We start from the raw sequence: 21,200 nt of genomic DNA, 5'->3' as shown, positions 1-21,200 counted from the left end.
TAAATCAGTAAAAAAAACTGTACAATTGAACCAAGAGTAACCAAGGGAGGAATTTTCATGTCGACTATTTTTGAACATATGGTTTTATTGAATAACGGCGTACAAATGCCGCAATTTGGTTTAGGTACGTATAAAATGACAGATCCGGAAGAAACAATGCAGGCAGTTGAGGAAGCGGTTTCATTAGGTTATCGTGCGATTGATACGGCTTCTATTTATCAGAACGAGAGGGAAGTGGGCGAAGCGATTCGGAATTCCGCTGTGCCGCGTGAAGACTTGTTCGTTACATCGAAAGTGTGGAACGATGAACAAGGGTATGATGAAACATTGCGCGCATTTGAGCGTTCTTTGACTGCACTAGATATGAATTACTTGGACTTATATTTGACACATTGGCCGGTTAGCAACAGCTATGTAGATACCTACCGTGCCATTGAGCGTTTATATGATGAGAAATTAATCCGTGCAACAGGGGTTTCGAATCATCATGAACATCATTTGAAAGAAATTTTTGCGGTCGCAAACATTCGGCCTATGGTTAACCAAGTGGAATTGCATCCGATATTAACACAAGAACCACTTCGTCAATTTTGCAATGAACATCAAATCGCTGTCACTTCCTGGAGTCCGCTTGCTAGAGGCAGATTGCTGCAGGACCCAACATTATCGGCGATTGCTGCGCAACATGGCAAAACTGTCGCACAAGTGATCATCCGGTGGCATATTCAGCATGGCTTGATCGTAATCCCTAAATCGGTGACTGTAGAACGTATTAAAGAAAATAGTGAAGTAGCCGATTTTGAACTGACTAGCGAAGAAATGGCGATAATCGATGCAATGAACCGCGATGAAAGAACGGGAACGGATCCGGCCACATATTAATTGAACTGTATATGTTGAATTAAAGTTTTACATGAGTTCGTGCAGAAATGGACACTCAGTTGATTGGAGTGGAAGGCGGCGACTCCTGCGGGAGATAGCGCGAATGGCGAGACCCCACAGGAGCGAAAATCAACGGGTTCTACGTTTTGCTTTGAGTGTATGTTATTTATTTCAGTTTATATATAGAAAATGGGGGAAATAAGATGGCGCTATTTCGACGAAAACCAGAACAACGCGTGGTCATTCATGAAAAAAATTTGAATCCTGTATCTGTTACAGATGATTTGCAAACCGAACAACACGAGCGCTATAAACAAGTAGAGACAGAATTGACAGCCGCAGTAGAGCAACATGAAAAAGTAAATGCCCAGCATAACGTATTAGGTGAAGCGGTATCAGAAATAGAAAGCAGCTTTCATGTAATTCAAGACCTTAGCGAACAAACGACAGATGCTTCCAAGCAATTATACGACAATGGACGTTCATTGGAAGAGAAATCGATCTACATGGTGAAAGAGGCAGAGAATGGAGCCGAGGACGTTCGTTTAACGGCGCAAGTAATGAATGATTTAGGAAAGCATATGGAGATGTCGGAAGAAAGCATGACACAATTGAGTGATCGTTCTGTGGAAATTCAGTCGATTGTCGGCGTCATTGAGAATATTGCAGCCCAAACGAATTTATTGGCGCTTAATGCATCGATTGAAGCGGCGCGTGCGGGGGAATATGGAAAAGGGTTCTCTGTTGTTGCACAGGAAGTGAGAAAACTTGCGGAAAGTACATCCAACAGCACAAAGGATATTCAGTCATTAACGAACTCCTTGAAAGATGAAATTCAGCAAGCATTGGAAGCGACCAAGAAAAGCTCAGTATTGATTGAGCAAGGGGTGGCGGTGAGTTTGCAGACTGCCTCAAAAATCGATCACATCTTGGAGACGGTTCAAGGAAGTCAAATCGATATCTCCTCAATTGAAAAAATGATTGCCGAGCAAAATAAATTATCAGCCCAAATGCAAGCAGAGCTCCAAAAGGCCAATTTGCTATTTACTTCTGCACATGAACTCATTGTGGAACATATTGAAGACGCGAAAGAAGTCGATAAGCGCCTGGAGAACGGCATACATCAATTATTAGTGAAATAGGAAAACCGCGAGAAAGCAGAATGCTTTCTCGCGGTTTTTTGTTTTATTCTGTTTCCAATACGATAGATTCCATCGTAATCGGATGTTCAAAAGCAATTTTTGACGCGGTCAATTTATAGGGACCTCTCGCAATCGTTTCACTGCCGTATAATTGATCACCGATGACCGGGTGACCTAAGTGGGCGAAGTGGACACGAATCTGATGTGTGCGTCCGGTTTCCAGCTGAGCTTCAACAAGCGTGCTGTCAGGTCTGCGTTCCAGCACTTTGAAATGAGTTACCGCAGATTGTCCTGAAGGAGATACTCTGCGTCTCGTAGCATGGTAACGATCTTTACCAATCGGCATATTGATCGTACCGCGCGGCTTTCTTAGCTGACCTTCCAGTTCTGCCGTATAGAAGCGGTCGATTCGATTCTGTTCCAACATTCGATCCAGCATCGTTTTGGCAATTGGATGCTTGGCGATTAGCAAAAGTCCTGCTGTGTGCTGATCGAGACGATGGATATGTTCTGCATAGCTACCGCCTTTTGCATTGATAGAACCCATTACTTCATTCATCAGCGTGCCTGTGCCAGGTGCGTGTTCGGGATGAACTGCGACTCCGGCTGGTTTATGGACTGCAAGCAGATGCTCGTCTTCCCAAATTACATTCAGCGAATCAAAAGGCTCCGGTTTATACGATGAATGGGCATCGGAAAAGCCGAAAATCAGTCGAGTGCCTTCAGGCAAAGGTTCTTTCCACTCCACAGGCTGACCATCCGCATATGTTACACTTTTATCCATACGCATTTGGTGAACCGTCTTTTTGCCGCCTTGCCATTGTTCCCTGAGCAGCTGTTCAACGGTTTCACCGGGCTTGCGAGTCGTATAATGAAAACTTGTCATCTATCTAGTCTCCTTAGTTGCTTTCGAATTCGTCGAAAAATGCCTTAATGTCTTCATCTGGATGTGCGCCGGACATTCTGCCTTGCTCTTTACCGTCTTTGTAGTGAACGAGTGTCGGCCAGCTTTCAACGCTATAACGACTTTTTGCCTGATCTTCAAATTCCAACATATTGTACTGATAAACATGCGCGTCATATTCATCCGCGATCGGCATCAGACGCGGTGTCATCTCCTGACAAAACGAGCATTCCGGACTGAAAAAATAGACCGTTGTTGGATCTCCGCTTTCGATCTTTTTGGCAACGTCATCTGGTAGGGCGATGTTTTGGTAGTTCTTATCTGACAATAGATCGATGGTCGATTGCTTCAAGTCATTTGTTCCATACGGATTATCCGCTAATTTCTTTTTATTGGATTGGTTATTGAGCACAACGATCAGAACGAAGATTACAACAATAATGCCGCCAATAGCTAATAGTTTTTTCATGTGTGTCACTCCTTTATTTGTTTTAACAATACGAGACTTGCGATGAAAATGATAGCGAAGGCTACGAGCGCCATCAATGGAATGGTTACAAAGCCGAAGTAATTAACGTATTGGCCCGTACACGAAACAGCGCCGCACGAAGGTGCACTTTCCTGCAGAAAGGCAAGTTTTTGAATACCATAATGGTAAAGAGAGATACAGCCTCCGATGAATGAAAAAGAAGCAGTCGTCCAAGCAATCTTACCATTTTTCTGAATCAATGCCACCAAACCGATCAGGACGATAGGATACATGAAAATACGCTGTACCCAACAAAGTGTACAAGGGATATACCCTTTTATCTCTGAAAAGTACAGGGAACCTAGTGTAGCGGAAAGGGCTACAGCCCAGATGAATAGGAGCAGGTTTTCTTGTTTTTTTTGCATATATAATCTCTCCAGTTCTAATGAATACATACAATCCTTCATGACAAAAGCCTTCCCAAAGAGTGGGAAAGCTTCGAAATTATGGACTCATACTTTCATCGTTTACATTATTCACTTCCGCTGGCTGCTTTTTTGCTTCTAAGTAGATGATATGGTGCCCATCCACTTCCTTTACGGTGAATTCATAACCCTGTTCTATGATTTTTTCACCTTGTACCGCTTCAAAGCGCTGGTCCATGAACCAACCGCCGATCGTATCGATATCTTCTTCCAAGATCTCGATATTGAGTGCATCATTGACATTTTCGATTAGCATTTTAGCATCCAAGATGTAATGATCTGGACCAATTTTCTGCAATTCGGGCAGTTCGTCCAAGTCGAATTCATCACGGATTTCCCCCACAATTTCTTCTAAAATATCCTCGATGGTTACAAGGCCGGACGTCCCGCCATATTCATCCAACAGAACCGCCATATGAATTCGCTCACGTTGAATTTTTAACAATAAGTCACCAATCGGCATCGTTTCGATCACCCGGATAATGGGCTGCATATAATTAACGACAGATTTGTCCCCATTGCTCGGATCCTTAATGTACGCTGTCAATAGATGCTTCATATTAATTAATCCGATGACGTGGTCTTTGTCCCCATCCGTAATTGGATAGCGTGTGTACTGCTCCACGTCCATCAATTCGAAGACTTCGGATAACGTCATCTCTTTTTCCACTGTCATCATTTCGGTACGAGGCAGCATGATTTCTTTGGCAATCCGATCATCAAACTCGAAAATACGATTGACGTATTTATATTCAGCTTGATTAATTTCCCCGCTTCGTAAACTATCCGATAAGATGATCCGCAGTTCTTCTTCTGTATGCGCCACATCCAATTCGGAAATGGATTTGAAGCCAAGCAATCTTGTGACTAGCCGCGCCGATCCGTTCATCCCTTTAATAATAGGGTACATCAATTTGTAAAATAAATTCAAAGGTCCGGATAGACTCATAGACAACTCTTCAGCTTTATGCAAAGCGATCGTCTTAGGAGCAAGCTCACCAATGACCACATGGAGATAGGTCACGATGGCTAAGGCCGTGGCGAAAGAAAGAATCGTTTCAACTTTTGTGTCTAGAGCAAGGTAATCAAAGACAGGAGCCAGCATTAACTTAACTGTTGGTTCCCCAAGCATACCCAGGCCAAGCGCAGTGATCGTAATCCCTAGCTGACAAGCGGATAAATATTCATCTAAGTTATCGGCAATTTTTTTCGCAAGGACCGCGCGTTTGTTTCCCTCCACGATCAGCTGATCGAGACGCGATGACCGGACCTTCACGATTGCAAATTCACACGCGACGAAGAAAGCGGTGAGTGCGATCAAGGCAGCAAATGCTGCCAATCGTATGGCAATGTCCAAATAATGGCTTTGTGCTTAACCCAAATGAGGGAAAAGAACAAAGCGTACACCTCCTGTAATGTAAAGTTAGTTATCTTTTATAATAATTTATTTATAGAGAAAACACAATTCCTGCCACTTACATATCGTGAAAAGATAGAGTATGGTGTGCTGAATGGGGACGGCTGTAGAAAAAAGGAACCTCCTAAGTAGGAAGGTTCCACATCATTATTCGCCGTATTTCGGCTGAGTTTCTTTAAAGGCATTCTGCTCATTCGGAACACGACTTTGATCTTCAAAAACATTTTCTGTTTTCTGGTCCTGTACGTGCAGACGCTCTTTTTCAAACTGTTGTTTACCTTTTGACTTATCTTTCCCCATAACAGCACCTCCTCTAAGAGAAGGATGGTCAGTTACAGGAAAAATCATTCATAGACGTGAAAAGTCATGAGATCATGCACCATTTTCAAAACATCTGTCTCGTTCGGCGGCGTGTCATTTTTCCATTTTACCGAGCCGTCTTTATAGTAATCGCCCGCATATTGTTTATTTTGATAATAAAAAGAAATTGTCCAACCCGGCAAATCCGAGCCTTCAAACATTTTCTTATAACTAAAATGCTGCAGCATATTGATCAACTCTTTCTAAATTAGTGATATCCTTTCCGTTCCTTTCATAAACTGGCCAAAAGGGAAGGAAAGGATGAGTGCGTGTTTGTTAACCAACTAAAAAGCGCCATCGAAGACGAATACAAGTCCTACTTTTATTATAAGTCCATGTACCAGCTGACGAACGATCCGTTATGGCAGGAGTTCATTCGACATGCGTATGAAGACGAGAAAAGTCACTACGAAATGTTTCAACAGCTCTATTATATGATGACGGGAAAATTCGTACCGAATCCGAAAAAGCTGGCACCGTGCACGAACTTGAAGGAGTGCGCAAAAAATGCGCTGGTTGATGAACTCGATGCCGTCGAACAGTATAAAGAAATGCTTCTGACAGTTCCGTTCGATCAAGCTTATGACCCTGTATTCATCGCAATGCATGATGAGATGGAGCATGCTATTCGGATGTCTACGATCTTTAATGGTACGAAATGAATCAAACTCCGAAGTCGTATGTTTTAAAGTATTGTGCGCTTTCAAGCATTCGAACACCATACCAGAACATTTCTCCGTCAATTAGCTGAATTGCGGAATCCGGCAGTAATTCTTGGAACTGGATTTGTTGTTTTTCTTTAAATGGGTAAGGCTCTGATGCCAATAAAACGAGATCAAGCTGAGCTTCTTTAAACTGCTCTTCTGTCACGACAGGATAGCGGTCATTCGAATCAGCAAAAGGTGTCACGAAGCCGATTCGCTGAAGCAGTGTATTGATGTATGTATCTTTTCCAGCTACCATATACGGCTTTTTCCAGATGACATAGGCAACACGAGCGGCAGGGAGTTCGGGCAGCGCAGTGAATGCTTGTTGGATATCAGAAACAAGTGATGCGGCTTCCTTCTGGCGATCTGTCAAATCACCCATATCTGTCATCATCCGATACGCATCGTCAATCGTTTGGACCTCGGCTACATACACTGGATAAAAGGCCGACAGTGTCTCGACCATCTCTTTCGTATTTTCTTCTTTCTCCATGATGATCAAATCAGGTTTTGCAGCATGAACCTTCTCAAGCTGTAGATCTTTTGTTCCTGCTACCGCCTGAACTTCTTTTGCTTTCTCGGGATAAATACAATAACGTGTTCGTCCGATGACCTCGTTTTCAAGACCAATCGCGAATAAAGTTTCGGTAATGCCGGGGCATAAAGAAATGATACGCTTCGGCGGAAACTCATACTCAACTGTGCGTCCTAAATGATCGATGATTTCTTTCTTCAATTAGTGGATGACCTCCTCGACATAATAGTTGAAGTAACAAACTTCTCTATAGAATCGTCCTACTTGCAACGTACCTGAAAGGTAGTCGATTGTAAAGTCAAAAATCCTCGCCTCGAATTCCTTTTCATTCAGCTGGTTTTTGTTATAATTGGAACGAAGACCAAGTGGAATAAGGTGAAACGATTGACTATAGTGCTAACTATTTTGTTCATGGCGTTTATCGGGGCATTGATTGGCGGAGTAACAAATCACTTAGCGATCAAGATGCTTTTCAGGCCGCATGAACCAAAATTTATTGGAAAAACCCGTTTGCCGTTTACGCCAGGCTTAATTCCGAAACGACGCAATGAGTTGGCAACGCAGCTTGGAAAAACGGTGACGAATTATTTGCTGACACCGGATTTGTTCCGGAAAAAAATGTTGACACCTGCAATGAAAGAACGCGCCGAACTATTTGTTCAGGATAAAATGAACCAATACGTCTTGCAATCGGACAAGACGTTGAATGACTGGCTCGAGCTTGCAGGAGCATCTGAACTTCCGAATCAAGTGGAGGATAAACTGCTTGCTTTGATCGATCGTCAATTGGATGACATGAGATTAAGGGTGACGACAGGAACAGTGGAAGAAGTCGTGCCGTTGCGTTGGCAGCAGCAAGTAGAGGAGAAAATTCCGCTTGCGTCGGATTTTTTGTTGCAGCGTGCAGAACGTTTCATTGGTTCGGCAGAAGGAAGACAGACGTTCCAAAAAATGATTGACGACTTTCTCAATTCAAAAGGAACGTTTGGCGGAATGCTGAATATGTTTTTCGGTGAATCGGAATCTCTTGTCGGCAAGGTGCAACGAGAAGCGTTGCGTTTTGTTGGAGCACCAGGAACGAAAGAATTATTGGATAAGCTGATCTGGAAAGAATGGCGTAATATCCAGCAACAGCCGATGGAGCAATTGACTGCAGATTTTGATTTTGATAGTGTGTTCAGCTCGGTGAAGCGCTATGCACTTGACCAATTGGCACTGAGTGATCGATTGGATCACAGTCTAGCTCATTACTGGCCGAATGGAACTGCATGGACAGCCGAAAACGTCACGCCGAAAATTGTCGGATTTTTATTCGATCAGGCGGAGTTGCAATTGGAGCAGTCTTTGAAGAAGCTGAAACTGGATGAAATGGTGAAGGAACAGGTCGACACATTCCCTGTCGCTGTGCTGGAAGATCTAGTGCTCGGTATTTCACGTAGGGAATTTAAGATGATTACGGTTCTTGGCGCCTTACTTGGCGGCGTGATCGGAATCGTGCAAGGAATTATAGCTCTTACATTGAATGGATTTTAGGAGGAGATTTAAATGTCGATTAATATTTATGATGATATGAACAAATTGGAATCCACATTGCGCAAGACGGATGAGTATTTAGCGGTGAAATCTGCGATGGAGGACGTCAAGAGCGATGAGGAAGCTCGTGTTTTATTTGAAAGCTTCCGCGAGATCCAAATGAATTTGCAGCAAAAACAAATGGCAGGCGAGGAAATCGCAGGCGAAGAGCTGGAACATGCCCAGAAGACTGCCCAGCTGGCTCAGGAAAATCCGAAAATCATGACGATGCTAACAGCAGAGATGAAGCTAAGCGAATTGATTGAGGAAGTAAATCGTGTTGTACTGAAACCAGTGCAAGACTTGTATGAAAGCTTCAATTAATACTTTATCTTTATTCAGCAGAAGACTCCCACCTCTATAAGTGATGAGATGAATGCGATTCTATTACCTGTACAGCGGGTGTTCAAACGCCCGCTGAATTAAGATAATGCCTCTGGCGGATGTCATGGATTTTGTAGGGAGTTAATCGTGCACGCACGATTCAAAATTCAGATGCAATCACGCCAAGGTGTGATTGATTGGAAACCGGCCTCTGCCGGTTTTTTTCAACAGATGGAGAGTAGGAGAGAAACATGCAGCAACTAAATGTAAACGAACAGTTCCCGCAAGATTGGATCCGAATGTTCACCCATTTGGCCAATTTATTTTTTGAGCAATCGAAGATCGGGACAGAAACTGTAGACGAGGCAACCATTAACATACGATTTTTTGAGCAATTTGAAGAGAAATCTCCGAGCATATCAGCGCAATTGCAATGGAATGGCCAACGACATACCGTGCAATTTGCAGAAGATGCTTTAGAGACTGACGAAAAAGAGCTACTGCGCCAAAAGAAGAGAATGTATTCTCATGTCTTATTGGAGGTATTAGAACAAGCGACAGGTATGGTACAGGAATGGGGTATTTTAACCGGTATCCGTCCCACCAAACTCTATCATATGTACCGACAGGAAGGAAAATCAGTTGAAGAAGCGCTGGCATTATTGAGGAATCGTCACCGAGTTTCGGCACGAAAGAGTGATCTGATTGCACAAATTGCAGATGTCCAGCTGAATGCGCTGCCTGATTTGTATTCGTTGAAGCAGGAAGTCAGTATTTACATCGGCATTCCATTCTGTCCAACAAAATGTGCCTATTGTACCTTTCCCGCTTATGCCATTCACCGGAAGAATGGGCGCGTAGAAAACTTCTTGGACGGTTTACATGAAGAGATGCGGGTCATCGGAAACTGGCTGAAGGAACATGATATCCGGATCACAACGATTTATTTTGGTGGCGGTACGCCGACATCGATCGAGGCAGATGAAATGGATGCACTCTATCAAACGATGGTTGACTCCTTTCCCCATATGGAGCAAGTGCGGGAAGTGACAGTGGAAGCGGGACGGCCTGATACGATCACCATTCCGAAACTCGAAGTACTGAAGAAGTGGGGGATCGACCGAATCAGTGTCAACCCACAATCCTATACAGATGAAACGTTGAAAGCAATCGGACGTCACCATAGTGTGCAGGAAACCATCGATAAGTATTGGCTATCTCGCGAGCAAGGCATGCGCAATATCAATATGGACTTAATCATCGGTCTGCCGAATGAAGGTCTCGCCGAGTTTGGGCATTCATTGGCGGAAACGGAGAAGATGCAGCCGGAATCATTGACGATTCATACGCTGTCTTTTAAAAGAGCTTCGGAAATGACACGTAATAAAGATAAGTATCAAGTGGCTGATCGCAAGACGGTTGGTCAGATGATGAAGCGTGGCGAAGAGTGGGCGAAAGACAACGGCTATATACCGTATTATTTGTATCGCCAGAAAAACATTTTAGGCAATCTTGAAAATGTCGGCTACTCCAAGCCGGGAGAAGAGAGTCTCTATAATATTTTAATTATGGAAGAAGCACAGACGATTATCGGTCTAGGTTGTGGAGCATCGAGTAAATTCATGGACCCTGCCACCGGTAAACTGACGCAATTTCATAATCCGAAAGAACCTGCAGCCTATATACTAGGATTTGAAGACGCCATCGATCGCAAAATAGCGTATTTAGATGGATTGTTTCCTTCTGCTGAATCCATAAAATAAGTTTCAATCCCCAGTCATAAAGTTGGCTGGGGAATTTTTGTGAGAAAATTATGCAAACGGTCAGAGGTTTGTGTATAATGGAGTGAATGAATGACCATTCACACAAAAGGGGGAATTGATTTTGGTAAAACAGATCGAAGTGGAAATCGAAGGTAGATTAGCAACTGTGACATTTAATCAGCCGGATGTCATGAATGCGATGGATGGCCAGATGATGAGGGAATTGGCGGATATCGTCGATGAACTGAAAGGGAAATCTTCTGTGCATGTTGTATTATTCCGAGGAGCAGGACGTGCGTTTTCAGCAGGTGGAAATGTTAAAGCGATGCTCGACCCAAGTGGACCGATGAAAATGGAGGATATTATGGTCGACTTGTCGAGATTGGCTCTGTCGATGTACAGCATGCCCCAAATCACGATTGCATCGGTCCATGGTGCAGCAGCGGGACTTGGTTGCAGTATAGCGATTGCCTGTGATGTAGTGATTGCGGAAGAATCGAGCAAAATCGCGATGAATTTCATTGGAATCGGTTTGGTACCGGATGGCGGAGGTCATTTCTTCCTGAAGGAACGAGTCGGCACAGCGAGAGCGAAGCAGCTGATTTGGTCGGGTGAAGTGTTAGATGGTAAACGGGCGATGCAAATCGGACTCATTGATCAAGTCGTTCCAGATGGGGAAGCGTGGAATACAGCAGGGCAGCGTGCCCAACAAATCTTGAATTCACCGACAGCTTCAATGGCGGTATCTAAACAAATTTTACATGCGGCCGGTGTGGCGGAGCTTGAAAGAATCGTGGAATTAGAAAGTAAAGCACAAGCAGCAATGCGAAAGACTTCCGATCACCGTGAAGGAATACAAGCATTCGTTGAGAAAAGAAAACCAAGTTTTACTGGGCAATAAAGAAGTGAACAAAAAATAGACGCGCAATTAGCTGCGCGTCTGAAATATAATGTATCCTTGGTGGATTTCAGAAATAGATTATTTATATTTAGCTGCTGTTTCTCGCCAAGAGAAATAGCCTTTTTCAATCGCTCGTAATAATAGTTCGGCTGAAGCTAAGTTTGTGGCTAACGGAATACCGTAGACATCACACAGTCGCAGCAAGGCACTGACGTCCGGTTCATGTGGCTGAGCTGTGAGCGGGTCGCGAAAGAATAAGATCAGATCTAGCTGCCCTGTAGCAATCATCGCCCCAATTTGCTGATCTCCGCCAAGCGGTCCAGACATGAGTCGACTTATTGAAAGCTCTGTTTCCTCCATGATACGTGTACCTGTTGTACCAGTAGCATAGAGATCATGTTTAGCAAATATTTGTTCATAAGCAATTGCGAAGTTTACCAATTCAGACTTTTTTTCATCATGGGCAATTAACGCGATGTTCAAACCAGTCACTTCCTTCTACGAATTATTGACGAAGATAGCGTATCATAAACAGCGCGAAAAATCTCGCTTTTCTGAGAGCGAAGAAAAAAGAAAAATTGGAAGATAGATTTAGTGGGTAGAAAACAATTAATATTAAATGAATCGATTTACATTAAATGTGAATTAAAGTTTTTTAATTATTGTTTCCCGGGAAATAATATCGATTTTAATCAATAGAAACTAGCTGTTTAAGAAGTCATTTCAACTGATTTCTTGGACAGCTTTTGTTTGTCTTGAGGGAAGTTTTATGTCCCTCTTCTAGCGCTAATAATTTTTTCTGCGCTACTGTTTTGACATAGTACTGTTAAGAAGAAAACGCGGACTGAAAGGGTTTTGAGTCTCTGTATAGAACTAACGTTCCTGACGAAGAACTTGACGTGTTTAGTAGTCTTCACTATCTGAAACCGAAAGAAAAGGTTGTCCCGAAAAGACATCCCGTCTTTTCGGACAACCTCTTTTTTATACGTGGAATAGTAATAGCTTACCGCGCGGTGATGCAAGGCGGTGTGTGCGTTCCGATAAATCTTTTTCAGTGAGCAGTTGGCGTCCTTGCTCCTTTGCGACCTCATCATTTTCCGCTGTGAATGATTCTTCTGTAATCAAAGTGCCGTTTTTCTCGTATGCAGTCAATTTGTAGGTTTTCATTTAATCTCCTCCATATGCTTTTATTCAGTATACTATGAATTTATTGAAATGAATAGCGATTCATTTTATTTTTTATGTAAAGTGTATTTGACATTATATTAGAGGTAAAGTAAACTTTACGTAAAGGTTGCTTTACTTCTTGTGCGGAATGGCAGATAAAAGGAGGATGTCAGTGAATAACTATATCAAAGCTAGAAGGTTGGAAATGAGGTGGACGCAAGATGTGCTGGCAGAAAAATTGGACGTCTCTAGGCAGACGATCATTTCATTAGAAAAAGGGAAGTATAATCCGTCTCTGATATTAGCTTTCAAAATCGCTGCATTATTTGATTGTCGTATTGAGGACATTTTTATTTATGAGGAGGAATAAGTATGTACGATGGATTTAATACTTGGTCTTTTCTGCTGGGATTGCCGCTTGGCTTGGTCATTGCCGGAATTGTATGGTTCATCAATTGGAGAATAGGAAAAAAACAACGTCGTTATGATGAACGATACCGGAATATCCATAGGCAAGCACGATCTTATTCATGGCTTGCTACCACTGGGGCAATTTTGATTGGTTGGATGGTTGCCATGCTGTTGGAGGGACCAGGTATAGCTTTCTTCATTTTAACTGCTATTTGGGTTATTCATATGACGTCCTATGGAGTTGGAGCGGCCATAGCGAATAGTAAAAATTAATTTAGAGGGGGATTTTATATGTTACCATCTAGCTCTGGACTCTTAGGTTTTTTAATGGGGTTTGGCACTGTGTTAGCAATTGCAGTGTATCTGCGCCGGAAAGGAAAAAAACAACGTCTCTTTGATGAACGCTATGAAAAAGTCCATGCTAAAGCTAGAACGATTTCTTGGGGGATAACGATAATTGTATTGGCTGCGATGTGGCTTGGAGCTTTGTTATATGAGGGAATTCAGCTTGCCTTTATTTTACTTTCCGTGGCATATGGAATCATGTTGATATCTTATGGAATCGCAAGCTTAGTGATAGATAAAAGAGAATAGTGAAACAATTTGTTGGTAGAATCCGTAGAACTAGAAAGAGAGAATGAAAGGAGACTGTGAGTATGGCTTTGCAGCTGGAACAGGTGACCAAAAGATTTGGAGACTTTACTGCGGTTGATCAATTATCGCTGATGGTAGAAGAAGGGACAATGTATGGTTTTTTAGGGGCGAATGGAGCAGGTAAGACGACGACATTCCGGATGATTCTTGGATTGCTGAACACGACAGAAGGGTCCATTGCATGGAATGGGCGGACGATCTCATATGAAACGAGCCCTCAAATTGGATATTTGCCTGAAGAGCGAGGTTTGTATCCGAAGATGAAGGTGCTGGAGCAATTAATGTTTCTTGGTCAATTACGCGGTATGGATAAAGTCAGTGCAAAAAGTGCAGCACTCCAATGGTTGGAACGTTTTGAAGTCCCTCACTATACGAATAAGAAAGTGGAAGAATTATCAAAAGGGAATCAGCAGAAAATCCAGGTGATTGCGTCATTAATGCATAACCCGAAGTTGCTTCTTCTCGATGAACCATTTTCAGGACTTGACCCAGTGAATGTGGAAATGTTGAAGAAGGCGATTGTTGATTTCCGCAACAATGGAGCGACGATTTTATTTTCCAGTCACCGAATGGACCACGTAGAAGAGTTATGCGAGCAACTTAGCATCATTCATCATGGCCAGCAACTCGTCAGCGGAAAACTGCGTGATGTTAAGCGTTCATTTGGTAAACAAAATGTTCGAATTCGTTCGGATTTTCCATTGGAAGGAATGGAGTCAATGGATGGCGTCATCACTTTCCATCACTCATTAGAAGGTGCAGTGTTTCAGGTGGAGGATGAAAAAGTTGCGAATGACTTATTACAGGCGGCCTTACTAAAAGGACCAATTCGTCATTTTGAAATAGAAGAACCTTCTTTGCAAGACATTTTCATTGCGAAAGTGGGGGAAGAGCATGCGTGAGTTTTGGATTATTTTCAAACAGAGTTTTATGACGAAAGCTAAAACTAAATCATTTTTTATTACGACGCTTATCATGGTTGCAGGAATTTTCCTTTTTGCGAATTTGCCGAGTATTATTGATAAGGCGGGTAAATTGATAGGAGACAGCAAAGAAGATAAAGTACTTGTTTTAGATCAAAGCGGTATGTTGGCTGAGCGTTTGCAACAACAGCTCAAGCAAAGTGATGAAGAGATTAAAGTCGAGCTTGCGGATGAACCGAAAGAACAGTTGTTAAAACAAGTGAAAGAGGAAGACATCGAAGCATTCATTGAATTGGATTTGGACGCAACGCAGACCATTCAAGCAACGTATACGACAGCAAGCTTGGTGGATAACTATTTGCCTTCTGCCTTACAAGATGCATTGCAGTCGATTCAGACGGAAGTAAAAGCAGAGCAATTATCGCTGTCCGGTGAACAAGTAGCTACTTTGTTTGCGCCGATTCAATTTGAAAAACAAAATATTTCTGATTCAGCTAAGTCAGAGGATGAACTGAATCAGGCGCGAGTGCTAGTTTATGTGCTGATGTTCGTCATTTATTTTGCGGTCATTATTTACTCTTCCATGATTGCTACAGAAGTGGCGACGGAGAAGTCTTCGCGTGTAATGGAAATCTTGATATCGAGTGTATCGCCGGTTAAGCATATGTTTGCGAAAGTGCTGGGTATCGGATCATTAGGGATTGTTCAGATTGTGGTTTATGGATTGGCGGGATTCATTGCGTACAAACTTTCTTCGATGGGAGAAGAAAATGAACTTTCCGCATTCTTCAGTCTAGAAAATTTACAAGTCAGCACGTTAGTCTATGCGGTGATTTTCTTCTTGTTGGGGTACTTTTTATATGCCACACTGGCAGCGTTGCTTGGTTCGCTTGTCAGCCGTACAGAGGATGTCCAGCAAATGATCATGCCAATGTCATTGCTCGTGGTAGCGGCATTCATCATTGCGGCAACAGGTCTTGGGAATCCTGAGCTAGGCTATTTGAAGATTGCTTCGTTCATTCCATTCTTCACACCGCTCGTTATGTTCTTGCGTGTCGGTATGTTGGATTTGCCGTTATGGGAACCCTTGCTTTCGATTGCCATTATGGTTGCGACGATTATCGTGCTCGGCTGGTTTGGAGCGAAGGTCTATCGTGGCGGGGTGTTGATGTACGGTCCATCGCGCTCATTGAAAGACTTGAAAAAAGCAATTCAATTAGGGAAAGAATAATATACTCTTAGATGTCAATGGTTTTTGACGAAAGAGATACGGTTTTGATAAAGGCTTTGCCATCTAAGAGAGAGAAACTGCGTTATGAGCGCTAGTGATACTGTTATGATCTAGTACAGGCAGTTAATGATCACAGGCAAACGCATGATACAATAAAAAGAACAAGGGCTGTTCCGAAGAAGAAATCATTTTTAAATGACTTTCGGGGCAGTCCTTGTTTTTCATGCTCTTTTCAGTTGGAGATGGCTTATGGTAAAATAGAGAACGAGTATTCGTGGGAGAGGTGCATTTATGGAGACGATCCGATTTTTACATACAGCTGATCTGCACTTGGACAGCCCCTTTAAAGGCATGGCCGCCGCCGGGCAATTGCTTAGATTGCAACAATCGACGTTCACGGCATTTGATCGCTTTATAGATTATGCAGTGAAAGAACAGCCAGACTTTATCTTAATCGTCGGCGATGTATATGATGGAGAAGACCGAAGCTTACGTGCGCAAATTCGTTTTCAGCAAGGAATGCAACGGCTTTTTGATGTTGGGATTCCTGTATTCATGACGTATGGAAACCATGATCATTTGGCAGGTAATTGGACAAGAGTCTCATTGCCGGCTAATGTGCAGGTATTTTCAGAAGAAGTAGAACAGAAGCAGATGACTGTAAAGGGGAAAGATGTGTTCTTGCACGGCTTTAGTTATCCTCAGCGGCATGTGAGAGAACCGATGATCGAGAAATATCCTAGTGCGCACGGTGAAGGTATTCATATTGGTTTGCTGCATGGCAGTGTGGCGGGAGATTCCGCGCATGCTGTGTATGCACCGTTCACTATCCGTGAATTGCAGGAAAAGAACTATCACTATTGGGCGCTGGGACATATCCATAAGCGTCAGCAGTTAGTGGAATATCCTCCCATCGTTTATCCCGGAAATTTGCAGGGACGGCATCGGAAAGAACAAGGAATAAAAGGATTTTACGATATTTCGTTATCCAGTGAAAAAGCATCTTTGAAGTTTGTTGAGACTTCGGATATTGTCTTTACTGAATTGACTATTTCGTGTGAAGGGATTGAATTTGCGGATGCTTGGTTGACGAAGTGTCAGGAAGCGATCGACGGGCTGGTTGCCGAGTCAGGAAGTGTGGTAGTGGAACTGGTGATGGAGCACGTCGAGGGACTGAGTGATGATCTGCAGGGGGCATCTACTGAATCGGAATGGCTGGATGTATTAAGGGAACAATATAGCGGTATGGAGCCGTTTGTGTGGATTTCATCAATTGAATGGCCCTTGGTTACGAATAGGGAGTTGCCGAAAGCTTTGCTGGAACCTATAGAACAAACAATAGAAAAATGGGAGCAGGACGACTGGAACAATCTTGTGAAAGATGTATACAGTCATCGGGCAGGGCGTTATTTGGAACGTTTGGAACCACATGATATAGAACAATTGAAACAGCAAGCGGCTGCTTTATTGGCAAATGAATTGCTGAAGGAAGGGTGATCAAATGAATATTCGAAAGATCGTCCTATATGGGTTTGGTCAGCATGAGAATGTAGAAATCAAATTTTCTAATGGCATGAATCTTCTATATGGTCCGAATGAAGCGGGCAAGACGACGATTCAGCAAGCGATTCTTCATATTTTATTCGGATTCCCGCAAAAGAATCAGCAAGAACTTCGCTATGAACCGAAAACAGGCGGAAAGTATGGCGGTTGTCTTTATGTAACGGACGCAGAATTTGGCAATTGGATGATTGAACGAGTGCGAGGTAAGTCCTCGGGTGACGTCAGAATACAGTTTGAAGATGGACGGACGGCAGGGGAAGAAGAGCTGAAATATTTATTGAGAGGCTATGACCGCCAGGCGTTTGAAGCGATCTTCTCGTTCTCGCTGTTTCAGCTGCAAGGTCTCGACAAGATGGACGAAGATGAACTGAGCCGCACCTTGCTGGCATCTGGCACTACAGGTCTCGACACGCTGTGGAAATTGGAAAAGAAATTAGAAAAAGAAACAGCCGGCTTATTTAAGAAGTCCGGAAAACTGCCGCTAATGAATCAAAAACTAGCGGAAATAAAAGAACTTGAACACGCAATCCAAAACGAACAGCAGAAACTTGCAGCCTACGAACCGTTAACGCAACGGCAACACCAATTGACAGAGCAAGTGAAAGCCTTGCGACTGGAAGAACAGCAGCTGCATGTACAAGCGGATGAACAGATGACCGCGATGCAGATCGTCCCGCTGCAACAACGACAGCAACAACTTTTAGAGCAATTGGCCGAGTATCCAAGCGGGGACTTCCCGGCAGACGGTATTCGAAGGTATGAAGAGCTAGCCAGCAAACAGACGGAATTGGAAATAAAAAAGGCTCGTTTAGAAAAAGAACAGCAACAATGGCAAACTGAACTAGTCGGGTTGCGACCAGAAAGTGAACGGCAGCAGTTGGAACGTTGGGTGGCTCAAGAAGCAGAATGGCATCGCTTGCGAACGGACACGCTCTCTGCTGAACAGGAAATCCGATTGCTCGCGACGAAAAAACAACAGCTGACACATCGTCTTGCTCTGACAGAGGCTCAGTTATTAGCTATCGAACAGATGGATATTTCAATTCAGAGAGAGCGTCAATTAGAACCGCTAGTGCAGGAACAGGCTGAGGCGGAGCAACAATTGACAACACTGAATCGTATGCTTGCAGAAGCGGAAAGTGAGCGCCAGGAAGCAGAGCAGCGGAAAGAACAGCTTGAACGCCAAGCTATCACAGAACAGGAAATGAAGAAGCTGGCGAAATGGCCTGAGTTGAAACGGCAACTTTCAGAAGCGAAACTTATGCTGTCTGTAGCGAATCATCAGCAATCATCGGAGCGCCTGGTTCCATTATTCTTACTCGTCATTGGTCTCATTATTGGAGTATATGGTATATGGCAACAGCAGTGGTTCATCGCGATTTTAGGCGTGATCAGTTTAATTGTCGGAATGTTTCTAAGGAAAAAGCAACCAGCTACATTGGAAGACCAACGAACTTTTATTCAAGAACATGAATCATTGGCCGCTGAGATGGAGAGCCTGGAGGAGCGCTTTGAAACACAGCAGCGAACCCAACAGCAAGTATATACAGAGATTGAAAGGCTGGACCGTAAATTACAGAAACTAGCTACTGAGATGGAGCAATCACATCGGCAAAAGCAGCAAGCAATCGGTGCGTTGAAAAAAGCCGTACAAGATGATCCGATCGATCTGACATTCAACATCCAAGAGAGCTTCCGTTTGTTGCGTGAGCTGCAGGACACGTTAGCAGAGCAACACACATGGCAGCAACGTTTGGAGGCAGGAAAACAACAACTGCAAAACCAAATGGACGAGGTCGAATCTTTGATTGGACCTGTAGCGGAAAGTGCATTGTATGAACATTTGCGCCAAGAACTGATGGATCAGAAGGAACTGCTTGGAAAGTACTACAACCAACAGCAAACCCTTGAAGATCTTGATGGTCAGTTGCAGGAAACGAATGCACTTTTGAAAGCAGTGCAACAAGAAATCCAGGAGTTGTTCGACCGGACGGCTGTGTCAGAGAAAGAGCAATTTTATACTGCTTATCAAAATGATCAAAATGCGCAATTACTGAAGCGCCAACTAGCGGAGATTAATTCACAACTCTCGATGTATACAAAAGAACCTCTGACAGTCGACTGGACGTTACCTGAGCTCGAACGAAGCCGTGAACAGACAGCGCACCGTCTGCAAGTTATCCGTAAAGAAGTGACCGAGCTGGTGGATGAGCAAGTGAAAGTAGATCATGAGCTTGCACAGATGGGAACGAGTAAGACTTTCAGCGAGCTCCAGCAAGTGTTCGAAGTAAGAAAAGCGGAACTCGAGGAATTGGCAAAACAATGGACGGTTCGAAAAGCAGTAACGGAAGCCATCAGGCAAACGATGAGTGAGTGGAAAGAACATCAATTGCCGGCTGTTTTGGAACTGGCAAATGAATGGTTTAGCCGTTTAACTGCATATCGATATCGCACACTTGGTTTAACTTCAGAAGGATATTTCCAAGCTGCGGCGCAGAACGGTCAGAAATTTATGATCAATGAACTGAGTCAAGCGACAAAAGAGCAGGCTTATCTTTCATTGCGGCTCGCATTAGCTTCCGCCCTGTCGGATCGTGCACCATTTCCTATTATTATGGATGATCCATTTGTTCACTTTGATAATGAGAGACTTTCGCGTATGATAGAAATTATTAAAGAGTTGCAACCATCTCATCAATTTTTATATTTCACCTGCCATGAAGAAATGAAATCGAAATGGACGAGTGACGTACATAAAGTCGAGATTGGAACAAGGGTAAAAGGAGAGATCCAGTTATGAAAAAATTATTGGAACATCAAGTAGGAGAGCCTGTTGATCTATTTCTCTTGATTAAACAGGCTACAAAAGGCATCACCCAACAAGGCAGTCCATTTATGACACTGATTCTGCAAGATAAAAGCGGAGATCTCGAAGCAAAACTATGGGATACTGGTGAAGAACAGGCACAGTTGTATCAGGCAGCGACCATCGTCAAAGTAGGCGGCGAAATCCATGAATATCGTGGCAAAAACCAATTACGTATTAAAGCAATTCGTCCGATGAAGGAAGAAGAAGGCGTTACGATCGCAGATCTGGTCCCATCTGCTGAAAAAAGCAAAGAAGTGCTCTTTGAAGAGTTAATGCAGTATTTCTTTGAGATGAAAAATCCGGATATCCAGCGTGTCACTCGTCATTTATTGAAAAAACACCAAGCGGATTTTATGTTGTATCCTGCTGCGACAAGAAACCATCATGACTATGTAACTGGTCTGTTGGATCACGTTGTGTCCATGCTAAAGCTCGGTAAGGCGATTGCAGAGCTGTATCCAACACTGAATAAAGATTTATTGTATGCGGGAATTATTTTGCACGATATCGGAAAAGTTATTGAGCTTTCCGGCCCAATCGGTACACAATATACGATCGAAGGAAATCTTCTCGGCCATATTACCATCATGGTGAATGAAATTTCGAAGGCGGCTGAGGAACTCGAGATCGATGGTGAAGAGATCATGCTGCTGCAGCATATGGTATTGTCTCATCACGGCAAAGAAGAATGGGGCAGCCCGAAGCGGCCTATGCTGAAGGAAGCTGAAATTCTGCATTATATTGATAATATTGATGCGAAGATGAATATGTTGAATCGCGTCATGTCCAAAACAAACCCAGGTGAATTTTCTGAGCGTGTATTCCCGCTCGACAATCGATCGTTTTATAAGCCGACATTTGAGTAATCCGGTAAATAGATTAAAGAAAACTCCCGTGGCACTAATATCACGGGAGTTTTTT

24 protein-coding genes are annotated in these 21,200 nt (G+C 43.2%); 15 read left to right on the top strand and 9 right to left on the bottom strand.

The genetic code is table 11. The features are described 5' to 3' along the window. The first annotated feature begins 57 nt into the window (after window positions 1–57). Both MKX97_RS13545 and MKX97_RS13540 read left to right on the top strand, forming a co-directional pair. Window positions 58–882, top strand: coding sequence for an aldo/keto reductase (locus MKX97_RS13545; RefSeq protein WP_342536211.1), 825 nt, complete (start codon window positions 58–60; stop codon window positions 880–882). Window positions 883–1,085: 203 nt separating this feature from the next. Next, a complete protein-coding gene (locus MKX97_RS13540; protein ID WP_342536210.1) occupies window positions 1,086–2,024 on the top strand; it encodes a methyl-accepting chemotaxis protein in 939 nt (312 codons plus the stop codon). A gap of 43 nt (window positions 2,025–2,067) precedes the next feature. Here the strand turns inward: MKX97_RS13540 and MKX97_RS13535 are convergent, their stop codons facing one another. The 6 genes from MKX97_RS13535 to MKX97_RS13510 form a co-directional block, all read right to left on the bottom strand. Further along, on the bottom strand, window positions 2,068–2,910 hold the full coding sequence (locus MKX97_RS13535; protein ID WP_342536209.1) for an RluA family pseudouridine synthase: 843 nt from the start codon (window positions 2,908–2,910) through the stop codon (window positions 2,068–2,070). Window positions 2,911–2,923: 13 nt separating this feature from the next. Further along, window positions 2,924–3,397, bottom strand: a complete 474-nt coding sequence (locus tag MKX97_RS13530; protein ID WP_342536208.1) for a thioredoxin family protein — start codon at window positions 3,395–3,397, stop codon at window positions 2,924–2,926. Window positions 3,398–3,402: 5 nt separating this feature from the next. Continuing rightward, window positions 3,403–3,822 carry a disulfide oxidoreductase gene (locus tag MKX97_RS13525; RefSeq protein ID WP_342536207.1) on the bottom strand — a complete coding sequence of 140 codons (420 nt, stop codon included), beginning with the start codon at window positions 3,820–3,822 and terminating at the stop codon, window positions 3,403–3,405. A 79-nt stretch (window positions 3,823–3,901) separates the two neighbouring features. Next, window positions 3,902–5,239, bottom strand: coding sequence for a hemolysin family protein (locus MKX97_RS13520; RefSeq protein ID WP_342536206.1), 1,338 nt, complete (start codon window positions 5,237–5,239; stop codon window positions 3,902–3,904). Between the two features lie 207 nt (window positions 5,240–5,446). Next, entirely contained in the window at window positions 5,447–5,599 is a 153-nt protein-coding gene (locus MKX97_RS13515) for a hypothetical protein (protein ID WP_171805929.1), read from the bottom strand. A 44-nt stretch (window positions 5,600–5,643) separates the two neighbouring features. Then, complete coding sequence (locus MKX97_RS13510) at window positions 5,644–5,847, bottom strand: YheE family protein (protein WP_342536205.1); 204 nt, start codon at window positions 5,845–5,847, stop codon at window positions 5,644–5,646. Between the two features lie 81 nt (window positions 5,848–5,928). On the opposite strand from MKX97_RS13510, the gene MKX97_RS13505 reads away from it, so the two are divergent. After that, window positions 5,929–6,321 carry a ferritin-like domain-containing protein gene (locus MKX97_RS13505; protein WP_078817877.1) on the top strand — a complete coding sequence of 131 codons (393 nt, stop codon included), beginning with the start codon at window positions 5,929–5,931 and terminating at the stop codon, window positions 6,319–6,321. 1 nt (window position 6,322) lies between these two features. On the opposite strand, the gene MKX97_RS13500 is transcribed toward MKX97_RS13505, so the two are convergent. Further along, a complete protein-coding gene (locus MKX97_RS13500) occupies window positions 6,323–7,102 on the bottom strand; it encodes a helical backbone metal receptor (RefSeq protein WP_342536204.1) in 780 nt (259 codons plus the stop codon). A gap of 174 nt (window positions 7,103–7,276) precedes the next feature. Here MKX97_RS13500 and MKX97_RS13495 point away from each other — a divergent pair, with 174 nt between their 5' ends. The 4 genes from MKX97_RS13495 (at window position 7,277) to MKX97_RS13480 (ending at window position 11,461) form a co-directional block, all read left to right on the top strand. Then, window positions 7,277–8,434 (top strand): DUF445 family protein, encoded by a 1,158-nt coding sequence (locus tag MKX97_RS13495; protein ID WP_342536203.1) that lies wholly within the window; start codon window positions 7,277–7,279, stop codon window positions 8,432–8,434. A gap of 12 nt (window positions 8,435–8,446) precedes the next feature. Continuing rightward, window positions 8,447–8,797 carry a YlbF family regulator gene (locus MKX97_RS13490; RefSeq protein ID WP_078817880.1) on the top strand — a complete coding sequence of 117 codons (351 nt, stop codon included), beginning with the start codon at window positions 8,447–8,449 and terminating at the stop codon, window positions 8,795–8,797. Between the two features lie 251 nt (window positions 8,798–9,048). Beyond that, entirely contained in the window at window positions 9,049–10,560 is a 1,512-nt protein-coding gene (locus tag MKX97_RS13485; protein ID WP_342536202.1) for a coproporphyrinogen III oxidase, read from the top strand. 121 nt (window positions 10,561–10,681) lie between these two features. Continuing rightward, on the top strand, window positions 10,682–11,461 hold the full coding sequence (locus MKX97_RS13480) for an enoyl-CoA hydratase (protein ID WP_040759541.1): 780 nt from the start codon (window positions 10,682–10,684) through the stop codon (window positions 11,459–11,461). Window positions 11,462–11,539: 78 nt separating this feature from the next. On the opposite strand, the gene mgsA is transcribed toward MKX97_RS13480, so the two are convergent. Together mgsA and MKX97_RS13470 are read right to left on the bottom strand one after the other, a co-directional pair. Further along, entirely contained in the window at window positions 11,540–11,944 is a 405-nt protein-coding gene (gene mgsA / locus MKX97_RS13475) for a methylglyoxal synthase (protein ID WP_040759538.1), read from the bottom strand. Between the two features lie 498 nt (window positions 11,945–12,442). After that, window positions 12,443–12,628, bottom strand: coding sequence for a YhzD family protein (locus MKX97_RS13470; protein ID WP_078817882.1), 186 nt, complete (start codon window positions 12,626–12,628; stop codon window positions 12,443–12,445). A 166-nt stretch (window positions 12,629–12,794) separates the two neighbouring features. On the opposite strand from MKX97_RS13470, the gene MKX97_RS13465 reads away from it, so the two are divergent. The 8 genes from MKX97_RS13465 (at window position 12,795) to yhaM (ending at window position 21,145) form a co-directional block, all read left to right on the top strand. Then, on the top strand, window positions 12,795–12,998 hold the full coding sequence (locus MKX97_RS13465) for a helix-turn-helix transcriptional regulator (protein ID WP_143759401.1): 204 nt from the start codon (window positions 12,795–12,797) through the stop codon (window positions 12,996–12,998). 2 nt (window positions 12,999–13,000) lie between these two features. Continuing rightward, window positions 13,001–13,312: a hypothetical protein gene (locus MKX97_RS13460; RefSeq protein WP_340760036.1), complete on the top strand. Its 312-nt coding sequence runs from the start codon at window positions 13,001–13,003 to the stop codon at window positions 13,310–13,312. Between the two features lie 18 nt (window positions 13,313–13,330). Continuing rightward, on the top strand, window positions 13,331–13,633 hold the full coding sequence (locus tag MKX97_RS13455; protein ID WP_221836876.1) for a DUF3796 domain-containing protein: 303 nt from the start codon (window positions 13,331–13,333) through the stop codon (window positions 13,631–13,633). A 62-nt stretch (window positions 13,634–13,695) separates the two neighbouring features. Beyond that, complete coding sequence (locus MKX97_RS13450; protein WP_342536201.1) at window positions 13,696–14,595, top strand: ABC transporter ATP-binding protein; 900 nt, start codon at window positions 13,696–13,698, stop codon at window positions 14,593–14,595. Continuing rightward, entirely contained in the window at window positions 14,588–15,847 is a 1,260-nt protein-coding gene (locus MKX97_RS13445) for an ABC transporter permease (protein WP_340760032.1), read from the top strand. The genes MKX97_RS13450 and MKX97_RS13445 overlap by 8 nt, the downstream gene beginning before the upstream one ends. 291 nt (window positions 15,848–16,138) lie before the next feature. Next, window positions 16,139–17,344: a DNA repair exonuclease gene (locus MKX97_RS13440; protein WP_342536199.1), complete on the top strand. Its 1,206-nt coding sequence runs from the start codon at window positions 16,139–16,141 to the stop codon at window positions 17,342–17,344. A 4-nt stretch (window positions 17,345–17,348) separates the two neighbouring features. Next, window positions 17,349–20,210 (top strand): AAA family ATPase, encoded by a 2,862-nt coding sequence (locus tag MKX97_RS13435; protein WP_342536198.1) that lies wholly within the window; start codon window positions 17,349–17,351, stop codon window positions 20,208–20,210. Then, window positions 20,207–21,145, top strand: coding sequence for a 3'-5' exoribonuclease YhaM (gene yhaM, locus MKX97_RS13430; protein ID WP_009498293.1), 939 nt, complete (start codon window positions 20,207–20,209; stop codon window positions 21,143–21,145). Before MKX97_RS13435 ends, yhaM begins: the two co-directional genes overlap by 4 nt. Window positions 21,146–21,200: the final 55 nt, after the last annotated feature.

Origin of the sequence: Sporosarcina sp. FSL K6-3508 (assembly GCF_038615825.1) — a bacterium.
GTDB lineage: Bacteria > Bacillota > Bacilli > Bacillales_A > Planococcaceae > Sporosarcina > Sporosarcina newyorkensis.
The sequence above is the reverse complement of the archived record's forward strand: the minus strand, read 5'-3'. Positions and strand labels throughout refer to the sequence as shown.

What these genes read in the sequence shown, in the direction of transcription:
- MKX97_RS13435 (WP_342536198.1), top strand. Translation starts at nt 17,349, where the DNA reads ATGAATATTCGAAAGATCGTCCTATATGGGTTTGGTCAGCATGAGAAT.
- MKX97_RS13535 (WP_342536209.1), bottom strand. Translation starts at nt 2,910, where the DNA reads ATGACAAGTTTTCATTATACGACTCGCAAGCCCGGTGAAACCGTTGAA.
- MKX97_RS13530 (WP_342536208.1), bottom strand. Translation starts at nt 3,397, where the DNA reads ATGAAAAAACTATTAGCTATTGGCGGCATTATTGTTGTAATCTTCGTT.
- MKX97_RS13540 (WP_342536210.1), top strand. Translation starts at nt 1,086, where the DNA reads ATGGCGCTATTTCGACGAAAACCAGAACAACGCGTGGTCATTCATGAA.
- MKX97_RS13525 (WP_342536207.1), bottom strand. Translation starts at nt 3,822, where the DNA reads ATGCAAAAAAAACAAGAAAACCTGCTCCTATTCATCTGGGCTGTAGCC.
- MKX97_RS13440 (WP_342536199.1), top strand. Translation starts at nt 16,139, where the DNA reads ATGGAGACGATCCGATTTTTACATACAGCTGATCTGCACTTGGACAGC.
- MKX97_RS13470 (WP_078817882.1), bottom strand. Translation starts at nt 12,628, where the DNA reads ATGAAAACCTACAAATTGACTGCATACGAGAAAAACGGCACTTTGATT.
- MKX97_RS13455 (WP_221836876.1), top strand. Translation starts at nt 13,331, where the DNA reads ATGTTACCATCTAGCTCTGGACTCTTAGGTTTTTTAATGGGGTTTGGC.
- MKX97_RS13460 (WP_340760036.1), top strand. Translation starts at nt 13,001, where the DNA reads ATGTACGATGGATTTAATACTTGGTCTTTTCTGCTGGGATTGCCGCTT.
- MKX97_RS13450 (WP_342536201.1), top strand. Translation starts at nt 13,696, where the DNA reads ATGGCTTTGCAGCTGGAACAGGTGACCAAAAGATTTGGAGACTTTACT.
- MKX97_RS13465 (WP_143759401.1), top strand. Translation starts at nt 12,795, where the DNA reads ATGTCAGTGAATAACTATATCAAAGCTAGAAGGTTGGAAATGAGGTGG.
- MKX97_RS13490 (WP_078817880.1), top strand. Translation starts at nt 8,447, where the DNA reads ATGTCGATTAATATTTATGATGATATGAACAAATTGGAATCCACATTG.
- MKX97_RS13485 (WP_342536202.1), top strand. Translation starts at nt 9,049, where the DNA reads ATGCAGCAACTAAATGTAAACGAACAGTTCCCGCAAGATTGGATCCGA.
- yhaM (WP_009498293.1), top strand. Translation starts at nt 20,207, where the DNA reads ATGAAAAAATTATTGGAACATCAAGTAGGAGAGCCTGTTGATCTATTT.
- MKX97_RS13510 (WP_342536205.1), bottom strand. Translation starts at nt 5,847, where the DNA reads ATGCTGCAGCATTTTAGTTATAAGAAAATGTTTGAAGGCTCGGATTTG.
- MKX97_RS13445 (WP_340760032.1), top strand. Translation starts at nt 14,588, where the DNA reads ATGCGTGAGTTTTGGATTATTTTCAAACAGAGTTTTATGACGAAAGCT.
- MKX97_RS13545 (WP_342536211.1), top strand. Translation starts at nt 58, where the DNA reads ATGTCGACTATTTTTGAACATATGGTTTTATTGAATAACGGCGTACAA.
- MKX97_RS13515 (WP_171805929.1), bottom strand. Translation starts at nt 5,599, where the DNA reads ATGGGGAAAGATAAGTCAAAAGGTAAACAACAGTTTGAAAAAGAGCGT.